Origin of the sequence: Streptococcus oriscaviae, assembly GCF_018137985.1 — a bacterium.
Lineage (GTDB): Bacteria > Bacillota > Bacilli > Lactobacillales > Streptococcaceae > Streptococcus > Streptococcus oriscaviae.
This window is the reverse complement of record NZ_CP073084.1, coordinates 1,408,525-1,428,617: the sequence shown is the minus strand read 5'-3', so window position 1 is coordinate 1,428,617 and position 20,093 is coordinate 1,408,525. Positions and strand designations below refer to the sequence as shown.

The window sequence follows — 20,093 nt, the reverse complement described above, 5'->3', positions numbered from 1 at the left end:
TGCCTGCCATTGTACCACAAAACCAGCTAAAAAGCTAGTTTTCATCTGATTTTAAAGCATTTGACACACAGCTGAAATATAGCAAGTATTGACAAACAGACAGTCTTTACAGACTGCCCTTTTCTTTGTTCTTGGAAATAGACCGACTCCGACCTTCCAAATACACCATCAGGATCGAAACATCAGCAGGATTGACACCTGAAATCCGACTGGCCTGACCAATGGTTTCCGGAGAAATCAATTTGAACTTCTGACGCGCCTCGGTCGCAATGGAGTCAATGTCATCCCAGTCAATGTCCGCTGGAATGCGCTTTTCTTCCATGCGCTTCATCTTCTCTACCTGCTCCAAGGCCTTGGCAATGTACCCCTCGTACTTGACTTCCGTTTCAATCAATTCAATGGTTTTAGCATCCAATTCCTCTGCCGCAGGACCAACGAAGGCTACCACATCCGCATAGGTCACATCTGGACGACGCATAAACTCTTTGGCAGTCAGAGCATCTGTTAGTGGTTTAAAGCCCATGGCAACAACCTTTTCGTTGGTTTCCTTAACTGGCTTGAGTTTGATAGACTCCAAGCGTTTCATCTCATTGTCAAACTGGTTTTTGTGGATTTGGAAGACCTGCCAGCGTTCATCATCCACCAAGCCCACCTGACGACCGATTTCCGTCAGACGCATATCCGCGTTGTCATGACGCAAAATCAAGCGGTATTCTGCCCGACTGGTCAAGAGGCGGTAAGGCTCCACCGTTCCCTTGGTCACCAAGTCATCAATCATAACCCCGATATAGCCGTCGCTTCGTTTCAAAATCAACTCAGGTTTGCCCTGCACCTTGAGGGCCGCATTGATACCAGCGATAATCCCCTGACCAGCCGCTTCTTCATAACCCGACGTTCCGTTGGTTTGACCTGCTGTAAAGAGCCCAGAAATCTTCTTGGTTTCCAGTGTTGCCCGCAACTGGTGAGGCATGACCATATCGTACTCAATAGCATAGCCTGTCCGCATCATCTGAGCATTTTCCAAACCTTTGATGGAGTGAATCAAGTCCTTCTGCACATCTTCTGGTAGACTGGTTGACAACCCTTGAACATAGATTTCGTCGGTATTACGGCCTTCTGGCTCTAGGAAAAGCTGGTGGCGTTCCTTATCCGCAAAACGAACAATCTTGTCCTCAATAGACGGACAATAACGTGGACCAATCCCTTTGACAATGCCCGAAAACATAGGTGCCCGATGAAGGTTGCTGTTGATAATTTCATGGCTGGTCGCATTGGTATAGGTCAGCCAGCAAGGAATCTGGTCCTGCAAGTAATCCTCATCCCTGGACAAGAATGAAAAATGGTTTGGTTTTTCATCTCCTGGTTGAATCTCGGTTTCGTCGTAGTTAATGGTACGAGCATTGACACGCGGTGGCGTTCCTGTCTTAAACCGACCGATTTCTAGACCTAGCTCTTTTAAATTATCTGCCAGCGTGATGGAAGCTAAGCTGTTGTTAGGCCCTGACGAATATTTGAGGTCCCCGATGATAATCTCACCACGCAAGGCTGTACCCGTCGTCACCACAACTGCCTTGGCTGAGAATTTCTGGTTGGTAGCCGTGCGGACACCGATAACCTTGCCATCCTCCACCAAAATCTCATCAATCATCGTTTGACGTAGGGTCAGATTTTCCTGACGCTCCACCGTCCGTTTCATCTCCGCTGCATACTCTGCTTTATCCGCCTGAGCCCGCAAGGCACGAACAGCTGGACCTTTGCCCATATTGAGCATTTTCATCTGGATATAGGTCTTGTCAATATTGCGGCCCATTTCGCCACCCAGGGCATCGATTTCTCGTACCACAATCCCCTTAGCAGAGCCACCGATGGAAGGGTTGCACGGCATAAAAGCCACCATATCCAAGTTAATGGTCGCAAGCAAGGTCTTACAGCCCATGCGACTGGTTGCCAAACCAGCTTCTACACCAGCATGCCCCGCACCAATCACGATGACATCATAGTTTTCTGCAAATGTGTGTGTCATGTTGTTTTCTCCTTCAAATTCATAATCTGTTTGATTTGCCCGTTCCAGTTTGGCAATTCCTCTGCCAGGAAAGCTGGTACGACATCTAGGTTGACAAGTTTGTCAACGTCTATCCATTCACAAGGTTGCTTCAACTTGCCTTCTATCATTTCATCAGGCATTTCTCCAATAGGCTCAACGACAAAATGAAACTCGATGTTGTGAAAGTGTATACCTTCCTGTGTAAATTGATTTTCGACAACAAAAGCCAGTTGATTGACACGACTGTCAACCCCTAATTCTTCTTTGACTTCTCAAACAACCGCATCTGCCGCCACCTCATTGACCGCAATAGCACCACCAATGGTATAATAACGGCCCTTATTATCTTTGGTCAGGAAAATCTTCCCATCCTTTATAATCAATGCAGTCGCCCGAACACCAAAAATTTGGTTGTCAACTTTGGTTCTGAAATCCATTCATCCTTCTCTTTTCTAAAATCTCTTCTAGATATGGAACTAAGTTGCTCTTGTTTTCATTGTTATAGGTTAACCATAGAAAGTCAGTATGCTCTTCTGGGTCAAGAAAGATTGTTTTCGGCTGTTCAGGAAGTGTTACTTCATAGACCAGCCTTGTAAACACCGTCTGTTTCTCTTCATCAAACTGACTATCTTCATGGATAATGGTCAGATTTTCCTTAGCTATCAAAATGCCTGTTTCTTCATAGCATTCTCGAACAGCAGCATCACGAGGCAATTCATTCTCCTCAACACGCCCCCCTGGAATATCCCAATGCTGCGGAAATACATTCGGCTCTCCACGCTTAATCTGCGAACGCTGAATCATCAAGTGACTGTCTGCAACAGTCAGCAAGACATGGGCAATCAATTTAACAGGCATGGTTTCCTCCGCTACTTTAGTTGTCTTTGTTCATAAAATGCTTTAGCTGTCCGTCCCAGTTGGCTAGCTCGGTCTTAAGAAAGGCTGGGTTGAGATCCAGTTTCTCTAAGTCCGCAAAAGCAACCCATTCACACTGGCGAACAGAATTCCCTTCTTCCAGATTGGTAGCTGGATTAGACAGTGGGGTAACTATATAGAGAAATTCAATCTGATGATAGGATTTCTCCTGCAAGGTGAACTGATTTTCAACGATAAATGCTAGTGGTCCAACCTCCACATCAATTCCGATTTCTTCTCGCATTTCCCGTTGCACAGCTTCCTCAGTCGTTTCATCAAGCTGAATGGCTCCGCCCAAGGTGTAGTAGTTCCCCTCCGGTGCTTTTACAAGAAACAGTTTCTCATTTTTTACTAACAATCCCGTCGTACGAACACCGAAAATTTGATTGCCGACCACTGTACGAAAGTCCATCTTCTCTCCTCAATAGCAAAAATAGCCAAAACTCTCGAAAATTGTACGCTAAAAAAGCCTACAATTCCCATGAGCTTTGACCATCATGATGATTGTTACTCTTATTCTATCAAAAGATTTGTAGAATTTCAAATCTAGTGTTACGCTAACGTTTCAATATATTCTAAGCCCCAAGCCTCAACAGCATCCAGCACCAAACGAAATTTTTCACCCATTTCAGTCAAGCTGTACTCTACACGAGGGGGGACTTCTGCATAGACCGTGCGACTAATAATGCGATCCTCCTCCAATTGTCTAAGGTGCCTTGTTAACATGGTTTGAGTAATACCTGGAATCAGTCGCTGTAGTTCATTGAAACGTTTCGTTCCTGTACTGAGTTGGTGGATAATCACCAATCCCCACTTACCAGTCAAGACTTTTTGCGTTGTTGCAAAAGGACAAATACCATATTCACTAACTTTTTTCAAAAAAATTCTCCTTTATTTATCACAATAGTATCACTTTTGATACCAACAAATGCAAAAGTACCTACTTGCATAATTGATTGATTGGACTATAATTGTACTATATCAAAAAAATTGGAGGACATCAAATGTCAACAAACTTGGAAATTTTTAATGCCTATAACAATGCTCTCATCGCTGGTGATTTTGCAGCTCTTTTTGAAACTATGGCAGATGACATTATCTGGCATCAACCCGGAAATCATTCAACATCTGGTGCTAAAATTGGTAAAGAAGTACTCGGAGCACATCTAGCAACTTTCGCCGAAAAAACAAATGGAACTTTCAAAGTAGTGACAAACTGGGTGTCAGATAATGATACTCTTGTTGCCGCTAACGTAACATTCCTCGGTACTAGAACAGATGGTGAAGAACTAAACATGAATGGCATCGATCTTTTCCGTATGGAAGATGGCAAAATCAAGGAAGTTTGGCTCTTCTCAGCCGACCAAACCGCCGAAGATGCTTTCTGGGGATAAGATAAAAAGCTCAGCACGAGGGTGCTAAGCTCAGACTGAAGACAAAGTCGTTAGAATTGTATTTCTAACGGCTTTTTCATATGTAAAGTAGTATAATAGAGATAGGAATACTAGTTAATATGAAGAGGGAGGATCGCTAAAATATCCCAATGTTGCGGAAATACGTTCGATTCTCCACGCTTAATCTGCGAACGCTGAATAATCAAGTGACTGTCTGCAACAGTCAGTAAGACATGGGCAATCAGTTTGACAGGCATGCTTCCTCCTAATCTCACAAAAAATAGCCAAAACTCTCGAAAATTGCAGGACAAAAAAGCCTACAATTCCCATGAGCTTTGACCATCACAGTTCTTGTTAGAAATATTGTATCAAATCTGCTTCTAAAGTTCAAACCTTATAAGCTGTTAACTTTTCTAAAAGGAGCTTATTCTTCCCGTTTTGATAAATGTAGTCAACAAATATTTTTCGACTTAAAATTTTAGTCAATAGATGTTTATCAAAGTGTGGTAAAATTTCCAAAAAAGAGCGTGTTGTCAACTGATGAAGTTGCACTAACTCAGTTGCTTCTTTCTTTTTACGTTCAGCATCTTGAACTGGATAGCCTGTATTAAAGTCTCCATCAAATAGTTTTTCCAAGGTATATCGCAAATTCAACTCGCCAGACCAACCAAAATTTAAGCCTAGTGGCAAAGAAACTACATTACCGTTGTTAATCCGACCAAATAGATAGGCATCCTGAGGCGTTTGAACAAATCCACAACGTAAACCTGGCAAACTATTGCAAGCCATCATCATTCCTTGACCAGAAGAACAGCCCGTTACAATAAAGTCAGCTGCATTTGTTTCAATCAACAGACTAACCATAACAGCAACTTCCACATAGGTGTAGTTTTCTATTTCTTCTGGAAACACGCCTAGATTAACAACATCATGGTGTCCATCCACTACCTCACAAACTGTGTCAAACAAGAGCTGGTTGATTTCAGTTCTTGTACTAGCTTGAATAACTACAACACGCATTCTCCCCCTCCTTGACATCTCTGTCAACTAGATATACTGACAAGCCTCTCCATCTTTATAAGCCATATCAATCATGCCGCCTCCCAGACACTCTTGACCGTCGTAGAAAACAACGGCTTGTCCTGGTGTGATAGCCCGTTGTGGCTCTGCAAAGATGACTTCTGCCTTGTCACCTCTCACCTTGACAGTCACTTGACTATCTGGTTGACGGTAGCGGAACTTAGCTGTACACTCAAGTGTGAATTCTTCAGGCATATCACGTGTAAAGTGCACTTGACTAGCCTGTAAAGAAGTTGACATCAAGGACTCATGATAGAAGCCTTGACCGACATAGAGGATATTTTTCGACAGGTCTTTTCCGACAACAAACCAAGGCTCATTATCCCCACCTATTTGTCCGCCGATACCAAGCCCGCCCCGCTGGCCGATAGTATAGTACATAAGGCCTGTATGCTCTCCCATGTCACGACCGTCAACCGTCATCATCCGACCGGGCTGGGCTGGCAGATACTGCCCTAAAAATTCTTTGAAGTTCTTTTCACCGATAAAGCAGATACCTGTCGAGTCTTTCTTCTTAGCTGTCGCCAAGCCTGCTCGCTCTGCTATTTCCCTCACCTGAGACTTTTGTAAATGGCCGAGTGGAAACATGGTTTTCTGCAGCTGTTCCTGTGAGAGTTGACTGAGGAAGTAGGTCTGGTCCTTGCCATTGTCTGCCCCACGTAACATATGGACGGTGCCGTCCTCGTCGCGTGATACCTGAGCGTAGTGACCTGTCGCCACATAGTCCGCACCCAAGTTCATAGCGTAATCCAAGAAAGCCTTGAACTTGATTTCCTTGTTACACATGACATCTGGATTGGGTGTGCGACCTGCCCGATACTCTGCTAGGAAGTATTCAAAGACCCGATCCCAATACTCTTTTTCAAAGTTGACAGAGTAGTAAGGAATTCCGATTTGGTCTGCTACCGCAGCCACATCTTTGTAGTCTTCTGTTGCTGTACAGAAGCCATTTTCGTCCGTGTCGTCCCAGTTTTTCATGAAGATGCCGATCACATCGTAGCCCTGCTCCTTGAGCAAGAGAGCCGTAACCGATGAATCCACACCGCCACTCATACCGACAACGACACGAGTTTTAGAGTTGTCAATTGACATAGTTTTCTCCCATCTTTTCGTTTTTAACGTACGATTTGAAGGTCGCCGTTTCCAAAAGTCGATTGAAGGTCGATTTTGAACATCTTGTATTATACCACAGAGCCCTAAATATTGCATGAAAGACACCGGTAAAAGATAGTGCCTGTCTTTATCATCTTCTCTTCAAATTTTTGTTATAATAAAGACAAGAAAGATTCTGAGGAAACCCATGAAAAATTTAAAATTTCAATCGGTCTTTGATATTATTGGGCCTGTTATGATTGGACCTTCCTCTAGCCACACAGCTGGAGCAGTTCGCATCGGAAAAATTGTATCATCTATCTTCGGCGAAAAACCAACCGAAGTGGAATTTCAACTCTTCAATTCCTTTGCCAAAACCTACCGAGGGCACGGAACAGACGTTGCCCTCGTTGCTGGCATTTTGGGCATGGACACAGATGACCCGCGTATCCCTGACTCACTTGAACTCGCTCGGCAGGAAGGAATTAAGGTTTACTGGCGTGTCAACAAAGACAGCAATACACCGCATCCAAATACGACACGGATTATCATCAAAAACGACCGCAAGTCTATTTCTGCAACAGGTGTGTCCATCGGTGGCGGAAATATCCAGGTTACTGAACTGAATGGATTCTCTGTCAACCTCAACATGAATACCCCAACCATCATCATCGTCCATCAGGATGTTCCTGGAATGATTGCTAAAGTAACCGATGTCCTATCCAAGTACAACATCAATATTGCTCAGATGAACGTCACCCGTGAAAAAGCCGGTGAAAAAGCCATCATGATTATCGAAGTTGACGCCCGTCAGTGTGAAAATTCAATCGCCGAGATTGAGAAAATCCCGCACTTGCACAATGTCAACTTCTTCAACTAGAAAGAGAAAACGATGTTTTATACCATAGAAGAATTGGTCCAACAAGCCACCGAGCGTTGCGGTGGCAACGTTGCTCAGCTAATGATAGAAACCGAGATTGAATTAACCGGTCGTAGTCGCGAGGAAATCTTGACACTCATGTCAAGAAACTTGACAGTCATGAAATCCTCTATCGTAGATGGACTTTCTGAGAGCAAGTCTGTATCCGGACTAACTGGCGGTGATGCTGCTAAGTTAGACCGTTATATTGCCACTGGAAAAACCCTGTCCGATCGAACAATCTTGTCTGCCGCTCGCAATGCCATCGCTGTCAATGAACTCAATGCCAAGATGGGGCTTGTCTGTGCAACTCCAACCGCAGGATCCGCAGGCTGTTTGCCAGCTGTCTTAGGTGTTGCCAGTGAGAAGTTACAACTGACTGAACAAGATCAGCTTGATTTCCTCTTTGCTGCTGGTGCTTTTGGCTTAGTCATTGCCAACAACGCTTCTATCTCTGGTGCAGAAGGAGGATGTCAGGCCGAGGTTGGTTCTGCTGCAGCCATGTCCGCCGCCGCTTTGACTCTGGCAGCAGGCGGAAGTCCTTATCAGGCCAGCCAAGCAATCTGTTTCGTAATCAAAAATATGCTCGGTTTGATTTGCGACCCAGTTGCAGGGCTAGTCGAGGTTCCTTGCGTCAAACGCAATGCAATGGGAGCCAGTTATGCTCTTGTTGCAGCAGATATGGCTCTCGCAGGTATCGAGTCTAAAATCCCAGTTGACGAGGTTATCAACGCCATGTATCAGGTTGGCTCCAGCCTTCCAACCGCCTTTCGTGAAACAGCTGAGGGCGGTCTAGCAACAACCCCTACTGGTCGCCGGTTAGCCCAGGAAATCTTTGGAGAATAGTTGACAAGGGTGTAAAGAAACTAAAAAGGAGCGTCCGCTCCTTTTCTTATTGTTTTGTAAAGGTAATCGTATCTTTATCGAAGAGATCGTTGTCAACCTCTGTCAATACCAATGTCTTGCCATCAAACGTATAGGTTTCTGCCTCGCCATCAACGTAGGCAATTTTTTTATCCAAATCAAAGATAACTTGCTCAATGTCTTGTTCTCCATCTGCCTCTAACTCTTGCAAGGTTGCTTGATTTCCCTTGACAGTCAAGGTATAGGTTTCGTTGAAAATGGTTGCGGTATAAGTACCATCCAGTTCAGACGTTTCCACCAAGGCAATGCCGTATGCTGCTGCCGCTTGGCTCGCCGCAGTGGCTGTCTGATTAGCAGTCGTCGTTGTGCTTGAATTGCTTGTATTGTTTTGGGAAACCACGACTTGATCATCATCATCAACGTCGTATCCAAGTTGCTGCTCCAAACGGTCATCCAAATCATCATGACGATCCATCAAGGCGCTAGCCCCCATAATAGCGATATTGGAAACAAGAACGATAGCAACCGCTGCCAAGATAACTTGAGTCTTACTCATACCATTGATCTTGCTTTTGATCTTTTGCCAAAAACCTTCTTTTTTTCCAGTTCCGTCTTGCACATCAATAATTTCTTGTTTGTGATTGTTTTCCATGATTCTTTCCTCTTAATTTTATTTTGTCTATTATTTCAACAGCTCTCCTGTTGATAATTTAATTATAGACTCCAAATATGAACTCTTTAGGTAGAACTTCTAAACAATTTCTAAACAATTCTAAACAGTTAAACGATAACCTGCTCCCCAAACCGTTTCAATCAGGTCTGCACCCAGTTTATCCCTAAGGCGATTGACATGAACTGTAACAGTCGCACTATCTCCCACATAATCATATCCCCATATCGCTTCAAAAAGATGTTCTTTTGAAAAGACGCGGTTGGGGTGCTTGGCTAGGTAGACCAAAAGCTCAAACTCGCGATTGGGAAGTTTGATTTCTTTTCCATCCTTTTCGACCTTCCAGTTCTCCAGATAAATGGTCAGATTTCCGACCGTCAGCTCTTCCTTGTTCACCGGCTTGTGAAAACGTTGGTAGCGAGATAGATGCGCTTTAACACGCGCCACCAGCTCCATCGGGTCAAACGGCTTGCTGATATAGTCATCTGCACCCAAACCGAGTCCTCGTACCACATCCATCGTTTCCTGCTTGGAGGTGACCATAAGGATTGGAAAATCCACCTGATCGCGCACATCGCGGCAAATATCGTAGCCTGTTTTATTAGGCAGCATGACATCCAGAATGAGGAGCTGATAATCCTCCTTTTGAAGCTGACTTTCTACCAAGCCACCGTCATGGAGGACATCTACCTGATAGCCCTGCATTTCCAAATAATCACGCTCCAAGTAAGCAATTTCCAAATCATCTTCTGCAATAAGTATCCGTGTCATCTTGCATCCTTTCTAGGCAGGAAAAAGGTAAAGCGTAGACCGCCTTGGTTTGCAACTTCTACACTACCGCCCAGACGGGTCATGATATTTTTGATAATAGACAAACCCAGTCCGTGGCCGTCAACCTGTTGCCGCGCCTGATCCACTCGGTAAAATTCATCAAACAAGGCAGGCAACTTATCCGCCTCTACTCCATGTCCATTGTCGGCAAAAGTCCAGATAACCTGATTATCCCTTGTCCATCCTTCAATAGTCAGAACCAACTGTTCCACATTGGCGTATTTGCGGGCATTGTCCACCAAGTTATCCAATATTCTGCGAAATTGAACCAAATCAACACTGGTTGGAAGTTCTTCAGGCAGATTGACCTCAAAACGAATTTTTTCATCAGCCAGCTCCGCCTCTTTTTCTGCAACATATTCTTGCAAAACTGTTCTCAATTCCACATTCCGACAGTCAAAAGGCAGTTTGTCCGTTTCCAGCTGAGAAAAAACAAAGAGTTTTTCCAATAACTTTTCCATAACCTGCGACTTTTGGTAGATAATGGACAAGTATTGCTTTTTCTTCTCCTCTGTATTGGCCACGCCATCTAAAATTCCCTTAGCATAGCCTTTGATAGAGGTTAGCGGAGTCCGCAAATCATGGGAAATGTCAGCTACCATCTGAGTCCGATTCTGCTCATAACGCTCATTTTGCTCTTTCGTTTCCAATAGGCTCTTCTGCATTTGATTGAAGCCCTGAGTTAAATCCTCAAACTCCCTATCTCCCTGATAGTGGATTGGGGTCTGGTAGTTCCCATCTTGGATTCGCTCAACTCCTCGATGCAATTCATCCAAGGGGAGCAGGATAACCTTGAGAATTCGCTTAGTAAAGATAAAATTGATGCCAACAATCAGCAAAATGCTGACACCGCCGATTACAGCGATTTGAAGAAGGAAGGATTGAAACTCATTTATCTCCTGCTGATCTTCCGTATCCTCGATCAAAGCGTAGATTCGATACGACTTTCCATCTGCTTCCATTTCACGACTGATGACAATCTCATCTTCCACATAGGAAATATGGGTCGTCTGCGAAACGGAAACATTGGTCACATCCTCCACATCCTCTTGGAGGGTTGAGTAGACTGTCTGTCCATTGTGAGAAATGTAGAGCTGGGCTCCATTTGCCGCTAACTGATTGGCCAACCCAGCAAAATCTGTGCCAGAAAATTGTTCCACACTGGTCTGACTTGCCGCTGTTTTTTGACTGGACGTCATTTGGCTGCTGCGATGCAGGTAAAGGTTGTTGACAACATAGACACTGATTCCCAACATGGCTACCAAAGAAATAATCAACATAGACATGTTGAGTCGAAAAATGCGTTTTTGTAAGTTCATCGTGATTTCATTTCTAATTTTTTTCACATTATAAATAAAATAAAGAAGTTTGTAAAGATAAATGAACAGAAAAAAGATTGGGGACTCCAATCTTTTCGTCTAATATTTCATTCCTCGGCTTAGTACCAACCGTTTGCCAACCAGAATTGGTAAGCTGCTGACCATGAACCGTAACGGCTTGTAACGTAAGCGTCTGCTACACGCTCTTGGTTCTCAGCTGAATAATCGCCATTCAAGTAAGTGTTGGTCAACTGGTAGCGACCAATGTAGATACCATTTTGAGCGGTATAGCTACCACCTGATTCTTTCTGAGCAATCCACTCCTTAGCAGCAGCATCTTCTGCACTCAGATTTGAAGTGTAGCCCCCTGTTGTAGTAGCAGTGGTAGTGGTTGTTGTCGTTGCTGCAACTTCTGTTGTTTCAGCTGCTGCAGTTTGTGCTGGTGCTTCTGTGGCTGGAGCAGCAACGGCTTCAGCACTTCCTTCACCCAAATCAAGAACCTGACCTACATAGATGAGGTCTGGGTTGCTGATTTTATTCACAGACGCCAGTTTCTCAACAGTTGTTTTGTGTGTTTCTGCAATTTGAGACAAGGTGTCGCCAGATTTTACAGTATAGGTATTGGCTGTTGTGTTGGCACTAACCAAAGATGCTGCAAGCATAGATGCAGTTGCGACAAGAGTTGTAAGGGTTGATTTGATTTTATTCTTAGTTGTAAATTTCATAATTGAATTCCTTTCTTTCAACTAAAGACTATCATACCCTCTTATTGTTACTTGCCCTTTATAGAATCATTACAAATATTACAAGTAAGTTGAGATTAGACAAAAAAACGCTTGTTTTAGCGTTTTTTCGGCGTTTTCTTCTAATTTTTCAGGAAGTAAAGGGCTAGACCCACAAGGAACATAACCGCAATTGCAAGGCTATCTGCCATTTTCCAACTCAATACACGGTACTTGCTGCGGCCATCTCCCCCTTGATATCCCCGCGCTTCCATCGCTGTTGCCAAAGCATCTGCCCGCTTAAAGCTTGAAGCAAACAGAGGAATCAGGATAGGAATCACCGCCTTAACCTTTTGCACGATACTTCCTTCACCAAAATCAACCCCCCGCGCCCGTTGAGCGTTCATGATGCGCGTTGTATCATCCATCAAGGTCGGAACAAAGCGCAGACTCATCGAAAGCATCAAGCCAATCTCGTGGACAGGTACCTTGAAGCGAGTCAGCGGTGCAAGGCCAGCTTCAATGCCATCTGCTAAACTGAGCGGCATGGTGGTTAATGTCAGCAGGGTCGAGAAAAAAATAATCAAAACAAAGCGAACAAAAATAATCCCTGCCTGCTCAATCCCTTCGACGGTCACCTTCAAAAACCAAAATTCCCACAAAACATCCTTACCAGTCGTAAAGAAAATTTGGAACAGAGTTGTGAAAAGGATAATCCCAATCATAGGCTTCAAACCGTTCAAAAAGAAACTCAATTTGATGTTTGACAGAAAGAGCAACAGCATAACAAAAGCAAAAAGGAGAGCATTGGTCACTAGATTATTAGCCCAAAAGACGATCATCAAAAAGAGGAACATGGACAAAAGTTTGCTACGAGGATCCAAGCGATGAATAAGGGAATCCCCTGGAATATATCGGCCTAAAATCAACTTATCCATGCTCTATCACCTCCGTAAATTCCGCCAAGGTAATCGGAAGGCGTTCAAACACAAAGCCACGGCGCTCCAAATTGGCAGCGAATTTAGTGATTTTTGGTACCCCAAGCTGAATACTTTCCAGAAAATCTACCTTTTGGAAAATATCGCTTGGCCGTCCTGCTTGAAGGATTTTCCCCTTCTCTAGAACATAAACAAAATCAGCAAAGTTAGCCACATCGTCCATCAAATGGGTCACCAGCACAATTGTCATCCCCGATTGGTGAAGTCCTTTAAAAAGTTCCATCAATTCCTTGCGGCCAGCCGGATCCAGACCTGCAGTCGGCTCATCCAAAACCAAGACATTTGGTTCCATAGCTAAAATCCCTGCAATGGCCACCCGCCGCATCTGTCCTCCAGACAACTCAAATGGACTGCGCTCAAATAGTTCTTCTGAAATACCGACCAGAGCCAGCTTTTCACGCGCAATTCTCTCAGCTTCTTCCTTGGAAACACCAAAATTTTGAGGACCAAAGGCCACATCCTTTAAGACTGTTTCGTCAAATACCTGACTCTCAGGAAATTGAAAAACCAAGCCCACCTTCTTGCGTACTTGTTTGATGTCCTTATTGACCGAAGTAGATGTTATTTCCATTTGGTCAATGAAGACGCTGCCTGAAGTTGGCACGTTCAAGCCATTGAGTAGCTGCAAGATAGTGGATTTCCCTGAGCCCGTATGCCCAATAATGGCCGTATATGAACCATCACAAATCTCCAAATCCACGCCAAAAAGCGCACGTCCCTCAAAGGGAGTGCCTGCTTGATAGGTATAGGTTACTTGTTGGAGAGTAATTCCCATAGTGTATCTTCTAATTCCTCTTCTGTAAAATAGCAAAGCGGCAAATCGATTCCCTTCTGACGAAGCCTTTCAGCCAGCTCAACTGAAAAAGGTCTATCCATGCCTAATTCCTGTAAATCAGTCCGCATAAAGAGTTCTGCTGGACTGCTAATCGACTCAATTTTGCCTTGTTTCAGCACCATTACCCGATCGCTAAGGGCCACCTCATCCAAATCGTGGGTAATGGAAATAACAGTCATCTGATGCCGATCCTTAATATCTTTCACAATCCGTATCAGCTCCAAGCGACCTTCTGGATCCAACATGCTAGTCGCTTCATCCAGAATGATGATGTTAGGGCGCAGTGCTACCACACCAGCAATAGCGACTCGCTGTTTTTGTCCACCTGAAAGACGGGCAGGTTCTCTCGTCTTGAATTCTGCCATCCCCACCAAGTCCAGAGCTTCCCGAACACGGCTACGCATATCTTCCAGAGGAATGCCTTGGTTTTCTAGACCAAAGGCCACATCATCTTCAACCGTTGCCCCAACAAATTGGTTATCTGGATTTTGAAAAACCATGCCAATCTGACGGCGCTTCTCCCAGACATTTTCAGGAGTCAGCAATTCACCATCAATGATAATTTCACCCGACTCCGCTTCCAGCAGACCATCAATCAAGCGAACAGTCGTTGATTTTCCTGAACCATTATGCCCGATAATGGACAGCCACTCCCCTTGTTTCACGTGAAACGTTACATCGTCCAAGGTGTAGGTAGAGGCCTCTTCATCGTACTTGTATTTGAGATTCTTTACTTCGATTATATGTGTCATTATCTAAAAGTATCTTTGAATAAATAAGCCGCGCCCTTAAAATAATCATAACCTGAATACAGGGTGAAAAAGAGGGCAACGTAAAGGGTAATTTGTCCTAAAACATTCCAATGCAGGAGCAAAAAAATCACCGCAAACATCTGGGAAAAGGTTTTTATTTTTCCAGGCATAGCCGCAGCCAATACTGTTCCACCATTTTCTACTAGAAGCAGACGCAGACCAGTCACAGCCAGCTCGCGACATATTATGAGAGCCACCACCCAAGCAGAGGCAAAACCTAGTTCCACCAACATAATGAAAGCAGTCATCACCAAAATTTTGTCTGCCATTGGATCAGCAAATTTGCCAAAATTGGTCACAACCTTCCACTTGCGGGCCAAATACCCATCTAAATAGTCTGTCAGACTAGCTAAAGCAAACAAAAGAGCTGCCAAAACATGGCTAATCGTCGTATCCCAGACGGTTAAAAGCAAGATAAAAAGTGGTATCACTAGAATGCGCCCGACTGTCAAGGCGTTGGGAATATTTTCTTTTTTCATTTTTTCCTTTACTCAATCGTTATCACAATTGTTGCAGACTGACCGGTCAAAGCCGATAAATCTACTTTTTGTCCTGCAATAGTAACATCAACACCCTCTACCACTCCCAGAACCAAACTTGCGCTAGTGATTCCTTCTGCCAGACTGGTTGACACTGTTGGACTTTCAGGCGACAAGGTAAAACCTGTCGCAATTGTTGAATCCGTCAAACTGACCCAACTGGTCGCATCCTTGACAGACAAGGCCACATCAACTGTACCAGTTACTCCTTTAACCGTCACCGCTAACTGATCTCCACCTCCGGATACTGTTAATTTTAGATTAGTATCCTGACTGCTAGACGAACTACTTGAGCTGGCTTCTGAAGACGAGCTAACTGATGAACTTGCTTCTGTACTTGTCTGTGACACAACAGTATAGGAGCTGGCAGGAGTTTGTCTGCCTGCCTGATTTTGAACACGAGTTAAAACAATATAGGTCACAAAAATCAAGATGAAAGTTGCGGCCAATAGAAGGTAAATCAAGGGAAGATAAGACTTTGGTCGATTTTTCTTCACCTTGTAACCCCGCTTCAATTCTGAAGCAGACTCTTCTTCTTCACCTTCTTCATAATAAATCACCAGCTGCTTATTATCGTAGGCATCTAACAAAACAGCCGCATCTAAATCCAGAGCTTCCGCATATTTTTGCAAAAAAGACCGAGTGTAGGCCGGATCTGGAATAAAATCGAAATCATTGTACTCCAAGGCCTGCAAATATTTAGCCTGAATCTTGGTCATCCGTTGCAATTCCACAAAATTCCAGCCACGACTCTCGCGAGCAGTCCTCAAAACCTCTCCTATACTTTTTTGCCTCATAAGCGCCTCTCTCAATCTATAATTTTCAATACACTATTGTAACAGATTTCTAAGGAAATTTCGATGAAAATCGACCACTATTTTGGAAAAATAATAAAATCTGTCATATCGCTCTGCTTGATAAAGCGCCGACCAGCGTCCAACACATCCTCCAAACAAATACCCATCAAGGTTTGAGGAATGTCAAAAATAGACTCTTCCCATCCATGAGATACAAAGTGACTAGCTGTGAACTCCAAGGAATTCAAACTTCGGATAAAATCGCCCATCATTTCCTGTTTTAACAGTTGCAAGTGTTCTTCTGTCACATCTGTGTCAGCTTCAAAATTCAAAAGAGCCTTTTTCAACAAACTGGACACTGCAATCGACTCCACCGTATCCCCTGTTATTACCAGAAAATGATAGTCTGGTCGTACGGTTAACTGGAAACTGAAAGAACTGTCTATTTTTCCCTGTTCATAAAGAGATTGGTAGCGTTTAGAAGTCCATCCCAACAGCATAGCAAATAAGAGTTGTAGCGATAGGCGGTAGCGTTGAATCTCCTCTATTGAAAAACTATTGTTTCCGCGCAAACCAAAGGCCAGCTTGGGCATAGCAACTTCCATAGTTTCTGTCCGATGCTCCACAATAGACTCCTTGACCAGTTCAGCACGCTCAATCACCACCTGCCCATCATCCAGCTGAGCTTGTTGGTAACTCTGAATTTGCTGCCAAACCTGCTCTAAATCAAAATTCCCAATCACAAACAGACTCATATTGCTGGGTTGATAAAAAAGCTCAAAGTTTTCATACAAGGCCTCAGCTGTTATATCCTGTACCGAAGCGACTGTTCCGGCAATATCAACAGCTAGAGGGGTATTAGGATAAAGGCTAGCCAACATCCCTGTGTAAAGACGATAATCTGCATCATCTTGGTACATCTCAATTTCCTGACCAATAATCCCTCGCTCTCTTTCAACGTTTTCATCTGTGAAATACGGCTCACGGACAAAACGTTGCAAAAGCGCCAAAGAAGGCAAGACATCTTCTGTGGTCGAAAAAAGGTAGCTAGTCTGGTGAAAACTAGTGTAGGCATTAGCACTTGCCCCTAAAGCTGCAAATTCCTGAAGAACATCTCGATCATCTTCAGTTTCAAAAAGCTTGTGCTCCAAAAAGTGAGCTATCCCTGTCGGATACTGAATAAACTGTGAACTTCCCTTCGGTTTAAAAATCGTATCCACCGCTCCAAACTGACTGGTTAACATCCCATAGGTTTCATGAAAGTCTGTTTTAGGAAACAAGATAACTGTCAACCCATTGTCAAGTTTGGTTTGGTAAACCGTACCTTTCATATAGGGGTAGGTTTTCTTTGTAAACTTCATTTGTCCACTCCTTCCATGAAATATACAGCCTGCAAACGAACAAGATGGGCTACCCGAACCAAATCATCGATTGACACTTGGTTGACAGCTTCTATCCACTCCTGCCAAGTCAGATAACGCTCTCCCAACACTGCCTGATTATAGGCTTGTTCTAATAAATTACTCGGTCGATCCTGAGCGAGTCTAGCAGAGTGTATCAACATGTTCTTGGTAAGGAGAATTTCCTCCTCTGTCACCTTGCCCTTTTTTATATCAAGAAGTTGCTGGTTAATCAACTTCATGGTCTTAAGACGATTCTTTCCATCAATACCCGCATATACCTTCATCATTCCAGAAAAAATAGTCAACTGACTACCGATTGTATAAGCCAAAGATTCCTTTTCTCGCACATTCATAAAAAGTTTAGAATGTGAAAAACCACCAAATAAACCATTAAAAACCATAAGGGCAGGGTAGTTTACATCGTTGTAAAGGACATCTACCGAATATCCCAATTCTAAAATCGACTGTCGAGCCGCTTTACGCTCAACCTTCTCTCTAGTAATCTTTGAATAATCTTGATGGTATTCCAATTCCAACTTGGGATTGCGGTGAGTGAAAGAAAAGCGTTCAAACCCCTTGACAATTGTGTCAACCTCTACTTGACCAACTATAAAAATATCAATCTTATCTAATTTGAGCATATTCTGCAAGGCTTGGTAGACCGTCTGAGCCGTTTCCTTAGCAACTAAATCAAAGCGCCCCACACGCGGAATCTGCAATGCTTCTTCCTGAAAAAAGAGTTTGTTCAACTCCACATCTGCATGGTAGTAGTTATCTTCTACCTCTGCCTCTAAAAAACTAAGGAGATTCTTTTGTTCAACCTCAAAGAAGTCTGTATCAAAAGCCGCGCCTTTCACTAAAGGATTATAAAGACAAGAATAAAGCAAGTCCAATATCTGAGGTGTCACATCCTCTCGGTTGGGTAAATGTTGGGCATTAACATAGGAAACTGTCACGTCAACAAAATGTGTTCGTCCCCGTTTGGCTACGGTTGTTGACAGACGAGCCCCGTAAAGTGCTGCCAACTTTTTCCGCAAAGCCTGCGCTGTTGGAAAATCTTGATTGGCAATTTCAAGTAAATTGGCTGCCAAAACACGACCTGCTATCCTATTTGGATCCATGGGTGCCGCAAACCGAATCTTGATACGGTTGGTTGTAAATTGATCTGTCGGAATAAAATGGAGATCTACTCCCTCTTGTAACTTCATTGATTCCCTCTTTCAAACATTGTAAACTTAATTATACCATTTTGTGGTATAATATTCCCTAAAGAGGTAACTTATGGAATACAAATTATTTGACGAATATATCACATTACAAGCCTTGCTCAAGACCACTGGTATCCTCCCTTCAGGTGGAGCTATAAAAAGTTTTCTAGAAGACTATCAGGTTCTTTTCAATGGTGAGGAAGAAAAACGCCGTGGCAAAAAAATACGTCTGGGTGATCAGATTGACCTCCCTCAGTTGGGCTTGACTCTGACCATCGTCGCACCCAGTCAAGAAGAAATTGCAGAACATCAGGAAAATTTGGCTGAAAAAGAGCGTGTAGCAGCACTTGTCAAACAGATGAACAAACAAAACAAGCAGAAAAAAACAAGCCCGTCCACCCCTAAAAAAGCAAGAAAATCAGTAGCGGATAAAAAACCTGTCCGCTTTCCAGGTACCTAATCATGTGGCTAGAATCACTGCATCTGCACCATTTTCGTAACTACGAAACATTAGATATTGACTTCCATCAGGGATTGAATGTTTTTTTGGGACAAAACGCTCAGGGTAAAACCAATATTTTAGAAAGCATCTATTTTCTTGCCCTGACTCGTAGCCACCGAACCCGAACTGACAAAGACTTGCTCCAGTTTAATCAAAAAAATCTATCTGTCAGAGGTATCCTTCATCGAACTAGCGGTAAAGTTCCACTTGACATCGAGTTGACAGAAAAAGGCAGGATGACCAAGGTAAATCACCTGAAACAAACGAAACTATCTGATTATATCGGTCATCTCAATGTTGTCCTCTTTGCACCAGAAGATTTACAGTTGATTAAAGGGGCACCAGCCCTCCGTCGCAAGTTCATAGATGTTGAACTCGGACAGATTAAACCCATTTATTTGTCTGACCTTTCAAACTACAATCACATTCTAAAACAACGAAACTCCTATCTGAAGTCAGCTGAAAAAATCGATGATACTTTCCTATCTGTCTTAGATCAACAGTTGGCTGAATATGGTAGTAGGGTTATTCAACACCGATTGGAATTTCTAAAGAAGTTAGAACATTTTGGTAGACAGAAGGTAGCAGATATTTCCAATCAAAAAGAGGAATTATCTCTTCACTACCAATCCTCCATAAACTTTACAGATGACGTCAATTTAGTTGACAGCTTTTTGACAGAATTGGAAAGATGCCGTAAACGAGATTTGTTCAAAAAAAATACAGGTGTTGGCCCTCATAGAGATGACCTCCAATTTTATATCAATGGTGTCAACGCCCATTACGGTAGTCAAGGACAACACCGTAGCCTTGTCCTCTCACTCAAGTTAGCTGAAATTGAACTCATGAAGGAAGTGACTAGAGAGTATCCCATTTTACTGCTTGATGATGTGATGAGCGAACTTGACAATACTCGACAAATCAAATTATTAGAAACCATCTCTGATACTATTCAAACCTTTATTACAACGACCTCACTCGATCATCTCCACAAACTTCCTGAAGAGCTTAAAATCTTCACGATTGAACAAGGTAGGATTCAGGAATCCTAATCATCACTTTACAGGAGTGTAAAGTTCAGTTACAAGAGAGGTTGGGCTCAAGCCCAGCCTCTTAATTTATCAACCAATCTTAAAATAAAGAAAAGAG

22 protein-coding genes and 2 pseudogenes are annotated in these 20,093 nt (G+C 43.3%); 5 read left to right on the top strand and 19 right to left on the bottom strand.

The genetic code is table 11. From position 1 onward, the window contains the following. Positions 1–106 precede the first annotated feature (106 nt). The 5 genes and pseudogenes from mnmG to INT76_RS07385 form a co-directional block, all read right to left on the bottom strand. Positions 107–2,023, bottom strand: a complete 1,917-nt coding sequence (mnmG, locus tag INT76_RS07405) for a tRNA uridine-5-carboxymethylaminomethyl(34) synthesis enzyme MnmG (protein ID WP_212569831.1) — start codon at positions 2,021–2,023, stop codon at positions 107–109. Next, positions 2,020–2,481, bottom strand: a pseudogene (locus INT76_RS07400) (NUDIX hydrolase). Before INT76_RS07400 ends, mnmG begins: the two are co-directional and overlap by 4 nt. Then, a complete protein-coding gene (locus INT76_RS07395; protein WP_212569830.1) occupies positions 2,459–2,902 on the bottom strand; it encodes an NUDIX hydrolase in 444 nt (147 codons plus the stop codon). The pseudogene INT76_RS07400 and the gene INT76_RS07395 overlap by 23 nt, the downstream one beginning before the upstream one ends. 16 nt (positions 2,903–2,918) lie before the next feature. Then, a complete protein-coding gene (locus tag INT76_RS07390; RefSeq protein ID WP_212569829.1) occupies positions 2,919–3,371 on the bottom strand; it encodes an NUDIX hydrolase in 453 nt (150 codons plus the stop codon). Positions 3,372–3,511: 140 nt separating this feature from the next. Beyond that, entirely contained in the window at positions 3,512–3,838 is a 327-nt protein-coding gene (locus INT76_RS07385; protein WP_212569828.1) for a winged helix-turn-helix transcriptional regulator, read from the bottom strand. Between the two features lie 125 nt (positions 3,839–3,963). Here INT76_RS07385 and INT76_RS07380 point away from each other — a divergent pair, with 125 nt between their 5' ends. Further along, the gene (locus tag INT76_RS07380) at positions 3,964–4,353 is read left to right on the top strand and encodes a nuclear transport factor 2 family protein (RefSeq protein ID WP_002938206.1); all 390 of its coding nucleotides are present in this window, start codon (positions 3,964–3,966) and stop codon (positions 4,351–4,353) included. A gap of 140 nt (positions 4,354–4,493) precedes the next feature. Here the strand turns inward: INT76_RS07380 and INT76_RS07375 are convergent. The 3 genes and pseudogenes from INT76_RS07375 to mnmA all read right to left on the bottom strand — a co-directional run. Continuing rightward, positions 4,494–4,610, bottom strand: a pseudogene (locus INT76_RS07375) (NUDIX hydrolase); the annotation flags it as partial. Positions 4,611–4,740: 130 nt separating this feature from the next. Continuing rightward, positions 4,741–5,373, bottom strand: coding sequence for an RpiB/LacA/LacB family sugar-phosphate isomerase (locus tag INT76_RS07370; RefSeq protein ID WP_212569827.1), 633 nt, complete (start codon positions 5,371–5,373; stop codon positions 4,741–4,743). A gap of 27 nt (positions 5,374–5,400) precedes the next feature. Beyond that, positions 5,401–6,525 (bottom strand): tRNA 2-thiouridine(34) synthase MnmA, encoded by a 1,125-nt coding sequence (gene mnmA / locus INT76_RS07365; protein ID WP_212569826.1) that lies wholly within the window; start codon positions 6,523–6,525, stop codon positions 5,401–5,403. Between the two features lie 208 nt (positions 6,526–6,733). Between mnmA and sdaAB the strand changes: the two genes are divergently transcribed. Together sdaAB and sdaAA are read left to right on the top strand one after the other, a co-directional pair. Then, a complete protein-coding gene (sdaAB, locus tag INT76_RS07360) occupies positions 6,734–7,405 on the top strand; it encodes an L-serine ammonia-lyase, iron-sulfur-dependent subunit beta (protein WP_212569825.1) in 672 nt (223 codons plus the stop codon). Between the two features lie 12 nt (positions 7,406–7,417). Beyond that, positions 7,418–8,290 carry an L-serine ammonia-lyase, iron-sulfur-dependent, subunit alpha gene (gene sdaAA, locus INT76_RS07355; RefSeq protein WP_212569824.1) on the top strand — a complete coding sequence of 291 codons (873 nt, stop codon included), beginning with the start codon at positions 7,418–7,420 and terminating at the stop codon, positions 8,288–8,290. Positions 8,291–8,336: 46 nt separating this feature from the next. Here the strand turns inward: sdaAA and INT76_RS07350 are convergent, their stop codons facing one another. The 11 genes from INT76_RS07350 to yfmF all read right to left on the bottom strand — a co-directional run bounded on the left by INT76_RS07350 (position 8,337) and on the right by yfmF (position 18,442). Continuing rightward, positions 8,337–8,960 (bottom strand): DUF3642 domain-containing protein, encoded by a 624-nt coding sequence (locus INT76_RS07350; protein ID WP_212569823.1) that lies wholly within the window; start codon positions 8,958–8,960, stop codon positions 8,337–8,339. A 120-nt stretch (positions 8,961–9,080) separates the two neighbouring features. Further along, a complete protein-coding gene (locus INT76_RS07345; protein ID WP_212569822.1) occupies positions 9,081–9,749 on the bottom strand; it encodes a response regulator transcription factor in 669 nt (222 codons plus the stop codon). Next, positions 9,746–11,128 carry a HAMP domain-containing sensor histidine kinase gene (locus INT76_RS07340; RefSeq protein WP_212569821.1) on the bottom strand — a complete coding sequence of 461 codons (1,383 nt, stop codon included), beginning with the start codon at positions 11,126–11,128 and terminating at the stop codon, positions 9,746–9,748. The genes INT76_RS07345 and INT76_RS07340 overlap by 4 nt, the downstream gene beginning before the upstream one ends. 119 nt (positions 11,129–11,247) lie before the next feature. After that, positions 11,248–11,853, bottom strand: coding sequence for an aggregation-promoting factor (gene apf, locus INT76_RS07335; RefSeq protein WP_212569820.1), 606 nt, complete (start codon positions 11,851–11,853; stop codon positions 11,248–11,250). Between the two features lie 140 nt (positions 11,854–11,993). Then, positions 11,994–12,788: an energy-coupling factor transporter transmembrane component T family protein gene (locus INT76_RS07330; RefSeq protein WP_212569819.1), complete on the bottom strand. Its 795-nt coding sequence runs from the start codon at positions 12,786–12,788 to the stop codon at positions 11,994–11,996. Beyond that, positions 12,781–13,623, bottom strand: a complete 843-nt coding sequence (locus tag INT76_RS07325; RefSeq protein ID WP_212569818.1) for an energy-coupling factor transporter ATPase — start codon at positions 13,621–13,623, stop codon at positions 12,781–12,783. The genes INT76_RS07330 and INT76_RS07325 overlap by 8 nt, the downstream gene beginning before the upstream one ends. Further along, positions 13,599–14,435: an energy-coupling factor ABC transporter ATP-binding protein gene (locus INT76_RS07320; protein ID WP_212569817.1), complete on the bottom strand. Its 837-nt coding sequence runs from the start codon at positions 14,433–14,435 to the stop codon at positions 13,599–13,601. Before INT76_RS07320 ends, INT76_RS07325 begins: the two co-directional genes overlap by 25 nt. After that, positions 14,435–14,974 (bottom strand): CDP-diacylglycerol--glycerol-3-phosphate 3-phosphatidyltransferase, encoded by a 540-nt coding sequence (gene pgsA, locus INT76_RS07315; protein ID WP_212569816.1) that lies wholly within the window; start codon positions 14,972–14,974, stop codon positions 14,435–14,437. The genes INT76_RS07320 and pgsA overlap by 1 nt, the downstream gene beginning before the upstream one ends. 8 nt (positions 14,975–14,982) lie before the next feature. Beyond that, positions 14,983–15,831 carry a cytoskeleton protein RodZ gene (gene rodZ / locus INT76_RS07310; protein WP_212569815.1) on the bottom strand — a complete coding sequence of 283 codons (849 nt, stop codon included), beginning with the start codon at positions 15,829–15,831 and terminating at the stop codon, positions 14,983–14,985. Positions 15,832–15,908: 77 nt separating this feature from the next. Beyond that, positions 15,909–17,192 carry an EF-P 5-aminopentanol modification-associated protein YfmH gene (gene yfmH, locus INT76_RS07305; protein WP_212569814.1) on the bottom strand — a complete coding sequence of 428 codons (1,284 nt, stop codon included), beginning with the start codon at positions 17,190–17,192 and terminating at the stop codon, positions 15,909–15,911. Further along, on the bottom strand, positions 17,189–18,442 hold the full coding sequence (gene yfmF / locus INT76_RS07300; RefSeq protein ID WP_212569813.1) for an EF-P 5-aminopentanol modification-associated protein YfmF: 1,254 nt from the start codon (positions 18,440–18,442) through the stop codon (positions 17,189–17,191). Before yfmF ends, yfmH begins: the two co-directional genes overlap by 4 nt. A gap of 73 nt (positions 18,443–18,515) precedes the next feature. Here yfmF and yaaA point away from each other — a divergent pair, with 73 nt between their 5' ends. Continuing rightward, positions 18,516–18,902, top strand: coding sequence for a S4 domain-containing protein YaaA (gene yaaA, locus INT76_RS07295; protein ID WP_212569812.1), 387 nt, complete (start codon positions 18,516–18,518; stop codon positions 18,900–18,902). 2 nt (positions 18,903–18,904) lie between these two features. Then, a complete protein-coding gene (recF, locus tag INT76_RS07290) occupies positions 18,905–19,996 on the top strand; it encodes a DNA replication/repair protein RecF (RefSeq protein ID WP_212569811.1) in 1,092 nt (363 codons plus the stop codon). Positions 19,997–20,093: the final 97 nt, after the last annotated feature.

Excerpts from the sequence above, each read along its gene's own strand:
- INT76_RS07380 (WP_002938206.1), top strand. The coding sequence starts at position 3,964 with ATGTCAACAAACTTGGAAATTTTTAATGCCTATAACAATGCTCTCATC.
- apf (WP_212569820.1), bottom strand. The coding sequence starts at position 11,853 with ATGAAATTTACAACTAAGAATAAAATCAAATCAACCCTTACAACTCTT.
- mnmG (WP_212569831.1), bottom strand. The coding sequence starts at position 2,023 with ATGACACACACATTTGCAGAAAACTATGATGTCATCGTGATTGGTGCG.
- INT76_RS07320 (WP_212569817.1), bottom strand. The coding sequence starts at position 14,435 with ATGACACATATAATCGAAGTAAAGAATCTCAAATACAAGTACGATGAA.
- INT76_RS07325 (WP_212569818.1), bottom strand. The coding sequence starts at position 13,623 with ATGGGAATTACTCTCCAACAAGTAACCTATACCTATCAAGCAGGCACT.
- INT76_RS07370 (WP_212569827.1), bottom strand. The coding sequence starts at position 5,373 with ATGCGTGTTGTAGTTATTCAAGCTAGTACAAGAACTGAAATCAACCAG.
- INT76_RS07395 (WP_212569830.1), bottom strand. The coding sequence starts at position 2,902 with ATGCCTGTTAAATTGATTGCCCATGTCTTGCTGACTGTTGCAGACAGT.
- yfmH (WP_212569814.1), bottom strand. The coding sequence starts at position 17,192 with ATGAAGTTTACAAAGAAAACCTACCCCTATATGAAAGGTACGGTTTAC.
- mnmA (WP_212569826.1), bottom strand. The coding sequence starts at position 6,525 with ATGTCAATTGACAACTCTAAAACTCGTGTCGTTGTCGGTATGAGTGGC.
- sdaAA (WP_212569824.1), top strand. The coding sequence starts at position 7,418 with ATGTTTTATACCATAGAAGAATTGGTCCAACAAGCCACCGAGCGTTGC.
- rodZ (WP_212569815.1), bottom strand. The coding sequence starts at position 15,831 with ATGAGGCAAAAAAGTATAGGAGAGGTTTTGAGGACTGCTCGCGAGAGT.
- INT76_RS07330 (WP_212569819.1), bottom strand. The coding sequence starts at position 12,788 with ATGGATAAGTTGATTTTAGGCCGATATATTCCAGGGGATTCCCTTATT.
- INT76_RS07390 (WP_212569829.1), bottom strand. The coding sequence starts at position 3,371 with ATGGACTTTCGTACAGTGGTCGGCAATCAAATTTTCGGTGTTCGTACG.
- recF (WP_212569811.1), top strand. The coding sequence starts at position 18,905 with ATGTGGCTAGAATCACTGCATCTGCACCATTTTCGTAACTACGAAACA.
- yfmF (WP_212569813.1), bottom strand. The coding sequence starts at position 18,442 with ATGAAGTTACAAGAGGGAGTAGATCTCCATTTTATTCCGACAGATCAA.
- yaaA (WP_212569812.1), top strand. The coding sequence starts at position 18,516 with ATGGAATACAAATTATTTGACGAATATATCACATTACAAGCCTTGCTC.
- pgsA (WP_212569816.1), bottom strand. The coding sequence starts at position 14,974 with ATGAAAAAAGAAAATATTCCCAACGCCTTGACAGTCGGGCGCATTCTA.
- sdaAB (WP_212569825.1), top strand. The coding sequence starts at position 6,734 with ATGAAAAATTTAAAATTTCAATCGGTCTTTGATATTATTGGGCCTGTT.
- INT76_RS07340 (WP_212569821.1), bottom strand. The coding sequence starts at position 11,128 with ATGAACTTACAAAAACGCATTTTTCGACTCAACATGTCTATGTTGATT.
- INT76_RS07345 (WP_212569822.1), bottom strand. The coding sequence starts at position 9,749 with ATGACACGGATACTTATTGCAGAAGATGATTTGGAAATTGCTTACTTG.
- INT76_RS07350 (WP_212569823.1), bottom strand. The coding sequence starts at position 8,960 with ATGGAAAACAATCACAAACAAGAAATTATTGATGTGCAAGACGGAACT.